The organism is Vibrio minamisatsumaniensis (assembly GCF_050337445.1).
Lineage (GTDB): Bacteria > Pseudomonadota > Gammaproteobacteria > Enterobacterales > Vibrionaceae > Vibrio > Vibrio artabrorum.
The window spans coordinates 55,809-67,998 of the sequence record NZ_JAKJSY010000010.1; the positions used below are offsets into that span (position 1 = coordinate 55,809).

Consider the following 12,190-nt stretch of genomic DNA (forward strand, 5'->3'; position numbering starts at 1 on the left):
GATCGCTGCTTTTCCTTCTGGAAACTTGTCCAATCGAGAAAATTACAACGCGCAATCCCTCAAAATAACCAGATTCGGCGGATTATATCAGCGAAAGCATTCCTAGTTGGATTAGGGATAGGTACAATGCGAGCCAATTGGTCCGACAGTCAAAAGAGGATATATCCATGACCAAATCAGCAGAACTTTATCAAAAGGCACAGCAAACTATTCCAGGTGGCGTTAACTCTCCAGTGCGCGCTTTTAATGGTGTAGGTGGCTCTCCAATTTTCGTTGAGCGAGCAGATGGCCCACTTATTTTTGATGCTGATGGTAAAGCATATATCGATTACGTTGGCTCTTGGGGCCCAATGATCCTAGGTCACAACCACGTGGTTATCCGTGATGCTGTGATTGAAGCCGCTCAACGTGGTCTTAGCTTCGGCGCACCGACTGAAACTGAAATCAAAATGGCTGAACTTGTCTCTGAGATGGTTCCATCAATGGAACAGCTACGCATGGTAAGTTCAGGCACTGAAGCGACAATGAGTGCGATTCGTCTAGCTCGTGGCTTCACTGGGCGTGATAAGATCCTGAAATTTGAGGGCTGCTACCACGGCCATGCCGATAGCTTACTCGTAAAAGCAGGCTCTGGCGCGCTAACACTAGGTCAACCAAGCTCTCCGGGCGTTCCCGCTGATTTTGCAAAACTGACGCTTACAGCCATCTTCAACAACCTAGATTCAGTCCGTGAAATCTTCGCTGCAAACAAAGGCGAAATCGCATGTATCATCGTTGAACCTGTAGCGGGCAACATGAACTGCATCCCACCTGTTGAAGGCTTCCACGAAGGGCTCCGTGAAATTTGTGACCAAGAAGGGGCATTGCTCATTTTTGATGAAGTCATGACCGGTTTCCGCGTTGCTGAAGGTTGTGCGCAAGCTTACTACAACATCAAGCCCGATCTAACGTGTCTTGGTAAGGTGATCGGCGGCGGTATGCCAGTGGGAGCTTTCGGTGGTCGTAAAGACGTGATGCAATACATCGCACCAACAGGCCCTGTTTACCAAGCGGGGACACTTTCAGGTAACCCTGTGGCGATGGCGGCAGGCTACGCTTGCCTCACACTATTAAGAGAAGAAGGTAACGAAAAGCGTTTAGCATCAAAAACTAAACAGTTAGCCAATGGCTTTAAGCAGCTTGCCGATAAGCACGGCATCCCAATGCTCGTGCACCAAGTTGGCGGTATGTTTGGTTTCTTCTTCACTGACCAAGAAACTGTGACGTGCTACGAAGATGTAACTAAGTGTGATGTAGAACGCTTCAAGCGCTTCTTCCACCTCATGTTGGATCACGGTGTTTACCTTGCTCCTTCAGCATTCGAAGCAAGCTTTACCTCTCTTGCTCATGGTTCAAAAGAGCTGGATGCAACACTAGAAGCGGCTGACCGTTCTCTTGCGATCATCGCTGCGGAAAGCAAATAATCGAAAGCACGTTATTAGTCGCTAACCGATTGAATTTAGGGCTGCATTAACGCAGCCCTTTCTAATACACCGTGTCCATCACCCCCAAAGATGCCAGCTGGATTACCGGCTGATTCGGGCCAATACAGAACGAAAAGCGCCTAACGTTTCCAGAAAAAGAAAACCAACAACATCAGTGTACCTAGAAACATTCTAAACCAAGGGATCTCATTTTTTATTTGCTTTTCTTGGTCTTGGCATTTCTTATCTTTATTACAGCATCCCATAATCAAAACTCCTCATTGCTAACGCTCTGTTTTGCAGCCATTATAAACTCAGAACGCTAATATAGAGACCATTACTGTGTCAGAAAAAATTAAAATAAACTCTAGCCACTGGGTAATCATTATTGCCCTACTTGCAGCGGCTTATGCTTGTTACCTGCTTATCGAACCCTACGTTAACTCGATCGTGATGGCCTTTATCATTTCACTGTTAATGTTTCCAATTCACGAATGGCTCGAAAAGAAAATTCCGAATAAAGAAAACCTTGTATCCCTACTTTCTTGTGTGATCCTGACCTTCATTATCGTTATCCCTTTATTGGCCGTATTTGCAGCGATTGTTCAGCAAGGCTCCCTGTTTTCTCAAAATACCTATCAATGGGTAACTCACGGCGGCATTCAAACTTTATTCGAACACCCTTTAGTCGTAAAAGCGCTATCTTTCTTAAATACCTATCTGCCTTTTGACAACATTGAACCTCAAGCCATCGCGCAAAAAGTAGGGGAATTCGCGACAAGCTTTGGGTCAAAGCTTGTTGGTATCAGTGCAAAAATTCTTGGTGATGCGACCAATTTTTTGATGAATTTCCTCTTGATGCTGTTTGTTCTGTTCTTCCTATTGAGAGATCGTGACAAAATAATCAGCGTCGTTCGTCATATTCTCCCGCTATCTCGCAGCCAGGAAGACAAACTTCTAACAGAAATTGAGCAAGTATCTAAGTCTGCTGTCATGGGCTCATTTTTAACCGCGATAGCACAAGGCTTTGCCGGGGGTTTAGGGATGTGGATAGCTGGCTTCCCTGGTCTATTCTGGGGAACCATGATGGGGTTTGCCTCTTTTATTCCCGTTGTGGGAACGGCTCTTATCTGGATCCCTGCGGCAACCTATTTGTTCCTAACCGGTGATACCACATGGGCGATTTTCCTAACGGTTTACTGTGTCGCGATTGTGGGTTCCATTGACAATCTATTGCGTCCATTATTGATGCAAGGCAGCGCAGGCATGAATACCCTAATGATTTTCTTCTCACTGTTAGGTGGTATTCAACTGTTTGGCTTGATCGGTCTTATCTACGGCCCACTGATTTTTGCGATTACTATCGTCCTATTCAACATCTACGATGAAGAGTTTAAGGACTTTTTAAACCAGCAAGATAAAAGTTAAGCCACTCAACGTCATCTAGGTTGGTGAACACGTATTAAACACTTCAAGCTTTGGGCGGATTATGCGAAAATCCGCCCTCATTTTTTGCTAACGATCCAATAGAGTGTCCTATGTCAGCTTATATAGCCCCAAGCCAGATTGCTCAGCGTCAACTCACCTACTTTGAAGGCAAACATGTTTTAGTTGCTGGAGAGGTTGAAGACTTATTCCCTGTTGAGTTGGCGAAACATTGTGAATCTGTCACCGTGTTTACGTCTAACTACAGCTATTATCGCCAATTAGATAATTGTCGCTCTATTCAACGTTTCTACGGTACTGAATTTACCGAAGAGACCAAAGCTGACTTGGTGATGCTGTATTGGCCAAAAGCCAAAGCGGAAGCGGAGTTCTTACTCGCGATGTTATTTGCAAAATTAGGCAAAGATACAGAGATTGTTGTCGTTGGTGAAAATCGCTCAGGAGTGAAAAGCATTGAGAAGATGTTTACCCCTTATGGCAAGGTTGTAAAATACGATTCCGCCCGTCGTTGTTCTTTCTACTGGGGCCAGTGCTTCGAGCAACCACACGCATTCAACCTACAAGACTGGTTTAAAACTTACACGGTAAGTATTGACGATCAAACACTGACAGTAAAAAGTCTCCCTGGCGTCTTCAGTCACGGTCAATTCGATGTCGGTAGCCAACTTCTGCTTGATACTCTGCCCAAACTAAAAGGCAAAGTACTGGATTTTGGTTGTGGTGCGGGTGTGTTAGGTGCCGTTATGGCATCTCGTAACCCTGATATTGAGCTCGAAATGTGTGATATCAGCGCATTCGCCGTCGCATCAAGCCAAGCCACACTCGAAATCAATGGTCTAACGGGCAAAGTCTTTGCTTCTGATATTTACTCAGACACTTCGAATGACTACCAGTTCATCATCAGTAACCCACCTTTTCACTCAGGATTAGACACAAGCTACAGTGCAACAGAAACCCTACTGGCACAGGCACCAAAGCACTTGAAACGCTCTGGTGAGATGATTATCGTTGCCAACAGTTTCTTAAAATACGAACCGATTATTGAGCAAGCTTTTGGAAAATGCGCGACTCTAAATAAGACCACCAAATTCGAGATATACCACGCAAAGAAATAGCCTCCCTAACACAGCGCAGGGTCACAATCTGCGCTACCTGCTTATTTTTTTATCAAAAAATCATAAAAATGAGCTTTTGCACACGCTTTAAATACCACTTACTTGTCAAAGTAAAAAAACTCGTTAATTTCGTTAAATTGGAAACCGTTAATTCGATTCTCTGTGCTTTTTCTCGCCCCCTTTTTGCAGTACACCAAGGAAAGTAGTACCCAATTTATGTTTAGATTCTATCGAAAGCAGAAGTTTAAGCGCCTTCAAAACACCCTAATGCTGGCATTTCTCGTCCTTAGTATTACCCCGGTGACACTTATCGCGATATTTTTCCTTCAATCGCACAGTCAGGATCTTCAAGAACAAAGTACTTCGCACCTTGTTTCGGTCCGTGATACTAAGCAACAGCAAATCATCGATTACCTAGAGGCTCAAGAGTCTCAAGTCATGGGGTTTGTTCGCTCAGAACTGGCGAATGCCAGCGGAGGGCGATTCTATGGTTTAGTTAATGCATTCCAACGACTTGGTTTAGATATTGAAGAGGCGCGCAGCAATGCACAACAACGGTATATTCAAGGGTCAGGAAACCAAATAAAAACATCCATTCTTCCAGAATCCAGCAGCTTCATTGGCAGTGAACGTTACCGTCTACTGCACAAACGCTACCACAATGCTTACCTAGAGCTCCTTAAACGTTCCGATTTTGACGATATCTTACTCGTGGATATCAATGGCAATGTTGCCTATTCCGTTTTTAAACGTGATGACTATGGCACCAACTTACTGACGGGAAAATACAAAAATTCAAACTTAGGCGAGACCTTTCAACGACTAGCAAAAGACGTGACCAAGCATCGCAAGTCTAATGAGGATTACACTCCCGTTATTGTCTCTGATTTTAAAGATGAAAATGGCAAACAAACCGCTTGGTTGGGCGCTCCCATCGTACAGCAAGGTTACCTTCACAGTTATGCCATGTTTCGATTACCCATTAACGGAATTACCAAACTGATCGCCGACTTAAATAAGCGTTCAAATATTCAAACCCTATTGGTCGGCAGCGATCATTTACCTCGTAGCCTTGCGCACTCACAAGAGTCGATCAACTTAAGTCAATATGTTGTCGATAAAGCACTGGCCGGAGAGACAGCTGTAGGAACGTTCGATAACACGCAAGGTCAAGCGTTCATCGCAGCATATACCCCTATCAAACTAAAATATGCGACATGGGCTTTAGTCGTCGAACTGCCTGAGAAAGAAGCCTTTGCTCGTATTCATCAACTCGAAAAAATCTTCGTGATTGTGATGCTAACAGCGATCATTCTTGTGGTGGTCGCATCACACTACTTATCCAATTTTATCACTTCACCGCTTCTCAAACTGACTTGGGCAGCAGAAAAAGTTTCCGCAGGCGATCTCGATGAGGCGATGATCAATACAGAGCGCAAAGATGAGATAGGCCGCTTAGCGGTAAGCTTTGAACGGATGCAACGTTCGATTTGCGACAAAATGCAACTGATCAAAAGCCAAAATGATGAGCTGGAAGACAACCTAAAAACCATTCAAAAGCAAAACGAAGATTTGCAGCTTGCCAACAAGCTCAAAGATGAGTTCTTAGCAACAACCTCACATGAATTGAGAACACCTTTACACGGTATGGTCGGTATCGCAGAGGCACTAATATCGGGTGCCAACGGCCCTATTCCCGCTAACCAAAAATACCAATTAGACATCATCATCAATAGTGGTCAGAGATTAGCAACCTTGGTTGATGATCTGCTTGATTATCACAAGATGCGCTACGGCAGTTTAGATATTAAGAAGTCCGCTGTTGATTTATCGGCCGCCACCAGCTTAGTGCTTGAACTGTCACATCATCTATTAGGCAATAAGCCGATTCGAATTATTAATCAAGTTCCAACGGACTTAGCGTTAGTATCGTCCGACTCTCAACGACTGGAACAAGTGATGTATAACTTGGTTGGCAATGCCATTAAGTACACATCAGAAGGAAAAATCGTTATCTCGGCCAGCGTGATTGACGACAATATTCGTGTACAAGTTGTCGATACCGGGCAAGGTATACCACCAGAATATCTTGAACATATTTTTGAGCCGTTAATTCAAGCGGGTCAAGATGCAAGTAACTACCGTCAAGGTGCGGGACTGGGGTTATCCATTAGCCGCCAATTGATTGAACTCATGGGGGGCTCATTGTATGTCAGCAGTCAGCCAATGCTAGGCACAACTTTCAGCTTCACATTACCTTTAGCCACCCAAGAAGAATTAGATAGCTACAATGAATCAGGGAGCTACTCGCACTTCCAAGCACCCGATCTGATTGATAGTACCCAACAAGAAAACAGTGTTATCAGTGAAAATCCCGATGGCCCACTACTCGTTATCGCTGATGATGAGCCGGTAAATCTGCACGTGTTAGACAGCTTTTTGAAATTAGAAGGTTATCGAGTTCGTACCGCTTGTGATGGACCAGAAACCATAGACCTGATTAAAAAAGAGAAACCTGAATTGCTTCTACTCGACATCATGATGCCGGGGATGAGTGGCTATCAGGTTTGTGAAGCGCTGCGTAAGCAATATGATCATGCACAATTACCCATCATCATGCTTACCGCACTCAACCAAGCAGAAGACCGAGTTCGTGGCTTTGAAGCAGGAGCCAACGATTACTTATCGAAGCCATTTAATAAGCAAGAACTGGCTGCTCGAATTACTGCGCATTTATCAGCGAGCAAAGCCGAACAGCGGCGTATTGAGAATGACCAACTGCAATTAGAACTCAAACACCGAGCCATGGTCGAAGCAAACTTGTTAGAGACCCAAGGACGCTTACTGGAACAGTTAGAATCAGCCCCAGAAGCCATCATCTGCATTCGAGAAGATCAACGTATTCGCTTTGCCAACGAAGCCGCGGCGAAGCTCTTTAAACGCGGACAAGAGCAACTTAAGCGCTCTACGGCCGACGAAATCATTGCACCTAAATACCTCAAGGTGGAGCAAGCTCATTACTGTGGTGATATTGATATCTATATTGATGACACCCGTCAGCGCATACCAAGTGACATCCTTAAGCTTCCTGAAGGATCAGGGCTCGACACCATGTATATCTTCAATGTGGGTGGTGGCGTTAACTCCAACCGAGTCAATAATCTTGAAACGGCGGTTGAGGCACTGTCAAGCTATGCCTTTGAAGGTGACAAAGACAAGCTACAACAACTGAAAGAGCTTGGTGGGGAATTTACTCGTCTTGCTGATAAGGCGACGGGGGAAGGTAAAAACAAACAAGAGTTGATGCGAGAAGTGTTAGTTGATGCCATGACCAATGCCATCTTTTATTGGGAATCGGTCACGGGTGAAACAAAGTTTGCTTTCGCAGAAAAGAGTGGCTTGTGGCGTGTCTACTTAGACCGCAGTACGCTTCAGACCCGAACCTTAGACAAGTACCTACGTGTCGAAACCCTGCCAAGAACGCCTCGCTGGAGAACAGTTCTGAGTTCTATCGAGTTCATTCTCGAACACTGTAAAGAACAGACCCCAGAAAGAACTCATATCGAGATGCTAAGAGATAAACTGCAAAGACTGTTGACCAGTTAACGCTAAACTCATATCACGGATTTACGCCCACCTTGTGTGGGCTTTTTTGTGCCGAACACTTCAATTCGAAGAACAACCGCATCGACCTAAGAGTACTTTTTTTACACCTTTAAACAAGGGTAACATCACGTTACTTGAGATCTAACGCACCTCTGAAAAGTCTCCATTACTCGCTCGATTCCTGACTATTTCTCACCGTTGGCTGACCCTTTTTTGTAGTTTGAGAAGCGAGTCACAACAGAACGGCAGATTTAATTTTCTAGAGAAATTTAACGTAAAACCGACAAGTGACCAAGATCTACAATTACACAAACACGTGGGAACAAGCGGCAATTAAAGGGCAAAAGGGCAAGTAAGCACTCACATATCACGAGCAATGTAAATTCATTTGCGAGTCACATCACTATAACAATTCCGTGCAAAAAACCACCCTATTTTGACGTTAATGACGTATGAACGTATGTTTTTAACGTTTTTAACGGGAAACAAGTTTGATTATTTCATCGATAAGGTGTTTTCTTACTCCTGCCAAAGGCCTACAGGCCACTCTTATCACTTCTCAGAAGACGCGACAAATCTTGAGTAACAGAAAAGAGGTAGGCCTTTAACTAGAGTGTGTGTCAACTAAATGATTTTAGCGACAGATAACATTCAATCCATTAGTGAAATGAAAGCAAATAGTAAGGAACAGCTATGCTTGCCAATATAAAAAAAACAGCAATAGCAACAGCAATTATTGCAACTGCTACAACAGGTTTCGCATCAGTAGCAACCGCTGCAGAACGCAGTGAGTTGACTATTCACCCGAAAGAGTACACCACCTTTGTACGTAACTTTAACCCGTACCTTGGTGCGACTAACCTACATACGACAACTGACTTTATGTATGAGCCACTCGTCGTATTTAACGAAATGCACGGTAACACGCCAGTATTCCGTCTAGCTGAAAGCTTCAAAATGTCAGATGATCTGATGAGCGTTGTTTTCGACATTCGTAAGGGTGTGAAATGGTCTGATGGAGAAACTTTCTCTGCTGATGATGTTGTTTTTTCTTTCAACCTCGTAAAAGAGAAACCAGAGCTTGACCAATCGGGAATCAACTCTTGGGTCACTTCTGTAGAAAAACTGAACGACTACCAAGTTAAGTTTAACTTAACAGAAGCGAACTCAAACGTACCTTATGAAATCGTTAAGGTTCCTGTCGTACCGAAACACATCTGGAAAGACATCAAAGACCCATCAACATTCACCAATGAAAATCCAGTGGGTTCTGGTCCATTTACAGAAATCGATACGTTTACCGCTCAACTGTACATTCAATGTGCAAACCCGAACTACTGGGATGCCGATAACCTAGATGTTGACTGTCTACGAGTTCCACAAATTGCAAACAATGACCAGTTCCTAGGTAAAGTTGTCAACAGTGAGATGGACTGGACGTCTTCGTTCATCCCTGATATCGACCGCACATACGCAGCCGCAAGCCCTAAGCATCACTACTGGTACCCGCCTTCAGGCACACAGGCATTCATCGTTAACTTCAAGGATCCAGATCCAGCGAAAAAAGAAGCACTCACTAACGTAGACTTCCGTCGCGCATTCTCGATGGCGCTTGACCGTCAAACGATTATTGACATCGCGTTCTACGGTGGCGGTACAGTAAATGACTTCGCATCGGGTCTAGGCTACGCGTTTGAAGCTTGGTCTGATGAAAAGGTTCACAACAAATACAAAGGCTACAACACGTACAATGTTGAAGGCGCTAAAGAGCTACTTAAGAAAGCGGGCTTCAAAGATGTCAACAACGATGGTTTTGTTGACACACCATCAGGTAAGTCTTTTGAGCTTCTAATTCAATCACCAAACGGTTGGACTGACTTCAACAACACTGTACAGCTCGCTGTAGAGCAACTGGCTGAAGTAGGCATCCAAGCGAAAGCGCGTACTCCAGACTTCTCTGTCTACAACCAAGCGATGCTTGAAGGTACGTATGACGTAGCTTACACAAACTACTTCCACGGTGCGGATCCATACACTTACTGGAACAGTGCTTACAACTCAGCACTTCAATCTGGTGATGGTATGCCTCGCTTCGCAATGCACTTCTACAAAAACGACAAGCTAGATGGCTTACTTAACAGCTTCTACAAAACAGCTGATAAGAACAAACAGCTAGATATTGCACATGGTATTCAGCAAATCATCGCTGCAGATCAAGTGACAATCCCTGTGATGTCTGGTGCTTACATGTACCAATACAACACAACTCGCTTCACTGGTTGGTGGAACGAAGAAAATCCAAAAGGCCGTCCAAACATTTGGGCTGGTATTCCAGAGCGTCTACTTCATGTACTGGACCTAAAACCAGTTAAATAAGTATTCGTTCAATCTTTGCGGCGTAACTTCTTACGCCGCTTATAAACCCCCACACTCTCTATTGAATGTATGGCGCTCGTCGTCAGGGGGTTTTTCGTTCCAAATTTCGCTAGGAGCGACCTGAATCCAGAAACAGGGAAACAATCTGGGTGAGTAAGGTGTGAGTTATGGGTTATTTTTTAAGACGTTTGTCATTTTATTTTGTCGCGCTATTAGTTGCTGCGACGTTAAACTTTATTATTCCAAGAGCAATGCCTGGTGACCCAGTTACCATGATGTTTGCAAATGCTTCTGTACAAGTTACTCCTGAGCGTATTGCTGCAATGAAAGAACTATTAGGCTTCGTTGATGGTGGCTATTTGGTTCAATACTTTGCGTACATGAAAAATATTCTTAGCTGGGAGCTTGGTACATCAATTCAATTTTACCCACTGTCAGTGAATACGCTATTAGGTGGTGCATTCGGTTGGTCGCTTTTCTTAGCGGGCACCGCGGTTATTCTTTCTTTCTCTATTGGTTCCATACTCGGTATTTTTGCAGCGTGGAAACGCGGCAGTAAATACGATGCCTTTGTGACACCTGGGATGCTGATTCTACAAGCCGTTCCTCAAGTTGTTATTGCGATGATTGCACTATTCACCTTCGCAATTGGCTTAAAGTGGTTCCCAACAGGCTACGCCTACACCGCTGGTACGATACCGGATTGGACAAGCTGGGCTTTCATTAAAGATGTCGCTTACCATGCCTTCTTACCCTTGTTCTGTGCTTCTGTTGTTCAAATTGGTGGCTTCTTAGTCAACATGCGTAACAACATGATCAACTTGCTAGCAGAAGACTACATCACCATGGCGAAAGGCAAAGGCTTGAGCGAAAACCGAGTGGTATTCAACTACGCCGCTCGTAATGCAATGCTGCCAAGTGTCACTGCGCTTTCGATGTCTTTAGGTATGGCCATTGGTGGTCAGTTAATTATCGAAATCATCTTTAACTACCCAGGCCTAGGCAGCGTACTTTTCAATGCAATTAACGCTCGTGACTACCAAGTACTGCAAGGCCAGCTGCTTATCATGACGCTATTCATGCTGTTCTTTAACCTAGTTGCAGACATGCTTTACGTTGTTCTTGATCCTCGTCTTCGTAAGGGTGGTAAATAATCATGAAAGACTTTTTAAAACTCATTTGGCGTAACCCGATGGCCCTGACTGGTGTCATCATCCTCAGTGTTTTTATTCTTGGTGCGATTGCAGCTCCATTAATCACTAAGCACGTACCAGACAAGCGTACAGGTAATCCACACGAATACCCTGGTTTCATTGTTAAGTCAGCACAAACGAATCCTGATGGCTGGGTTGCTCAGAATCTAGCGGACGATCGTCGTACATTAATTATGTCGAAAAACGCAGACCATGTACTCGGTACTACTCGTATGGGCCGTGACGTTTGGTCACAAGTGGTATACGGCGCACGCGTATCTCTAGCTGTGGGATTTGGTGCGGGTCTCACCGTATGTTTACTCGCAACGGTTATTGGTGTTTCTGCAGGTTACTTCGGTGGTCGTGTCGATGACGTTCTAACCGCCGCAATGAACATCATGTTAGTCATTCCTCAATACCCATTACTGTTTGTAGTGGCCGCCTTTATCGGTGAGGCAGGGCCACTCACCATCACCTTAGTTATTGGCTTTATGTCCTGGGCTTGGGGGGCCCGTGTTGTTCGATCCCAAACCTTAGCACTGCGTGAAAAAGAGTTTGTAAAAGCCGCTGAAGTTTTGGGTGAATCTTCATTCCGCATCATCTTCGTCGAGATTCTGCCAAACCTTATCTCTATCGTTGGGGCGAGCTTCATCGGTTCGGTGATGTACGCAATCATGATGGAAGCTACGATTTCGTTCCTAGGTCTTGGTGACCCGAACACAATCAGCTGGGGCATCATGCTGTACAACGTTCAAACCTCTTCATCAATGTTGATTGGCGCTTGGTGGGAACTGTTGGCTCCTTGTATCGCATTGACACTACTGGTAACGGGTCTTGCTCTGCTTAACTTCGCTGTCGATGAAATTGCCAACCCACAACTGCGTTCTCACAAAGGCATGAAGCGTTGGAAAAAACTCGCGGCGCAAGATAAAGACGAACGTGAACCAGTACTACCACCACAAAATGCACTTTGGAGCGGAGATAAATAATC

The 12,190-nt window shown here is 44.6% G+C and carries 7 protein-coding genes; all 7 read left to right on the top strand.

The features are described from left to right. The first annotated feature begins 167 nt into the window (after positions 1 to 167). Positions 168 to 1,463 carry a glutamate-1-semialdehyde 2,1-aminomutase gene (gene hemL, locus L4B77_RS01875; RefSeq protein ID WP_261838023.1) on the top strand — a complete coding sequence of 432 codons (1,296 nt, stop codon included), beginning with the start codon at positions 168 to 170 and terminating at the stop codon, positions 1,461 to 1,463. A 342-nt stretch (positions 1,464 to 1,805) separates the two neighbouring features. After that, entirely contained in the window at positions 1,806 to 2,891 is a 1,086-nt protein-coding gene (locus tag L4B77_RS01880) for an AI-2E family transporter (RefSeq protein ID WP_261838024.1), read from the top strand. 110 nt (positions 2,892 to 3,001) lie between these two features. After that, complete coding sequence (gene rsmC, locus L4B77_RS01885) at positions 3,002 to 4,024, top strand: 16S rRNA (guanine(1207)-N(2))-methyltransferase RsmC (RefSeq protein ID WP_429748231.1); 1,023 nt, start codon at positions 3,002 to 3,004, stop codon at positions 4,022 to 4,024. 216 nt (positions 4,025 to 4,240) lie between these two features. After that, positions 4,241 to 7,630, top strand: coding sequence for a response regulator (locus L4B77_RS01890; protein ID WP_429748232.1), 3,390 nt, complete (start codon positions 4,241 to 4,243; stop codon positions 7,628 to 7,630). 693 nt (positions 7,631 to 8,323) lie between these two features. Next, positions 8,324 to 10,006, top strand: coding sequence for an ABC transporter substrate-binding protein (locus L4B77_RS01895; protein WP_429748233.1), 1,683 nt, complete (start codon positions 8,324 to 8,326; stop codon positions 10,004 to 10,006). Positions 10,007 to 10,173: 167 nt separating this feature from the next. Further along, positions 10,174 to 11,160: an ABC transporter permease gene (locus L4B77_RS01900; RefSeq protein WP_261838028.1), complete on the top strand. Its 987-nt coding sequence runs from the start codon at positions 10,174 to 10,176 to the stop codon at positions 11,158 to 11,160. A 2-nt stretch (positions 11,161 to 11,162) separates the two neighbouring features. Then, positions 11,163 to 12,188 carry an ABC transporter permease gene (locus tag L4B77_RS01905; RefSeq protein ID WP_261838029.1) on the top strand — a complete coding sequence of 342 codons (1,026 nt, stop codon included), beginning with the start codon at positions 11,163 to 11,165 and terminating at the stop codon, positions 12,186 to 12,188. The last annotated feature ends 2 nt before the right edge of the window (positions 12,189 to 12,190 follow it).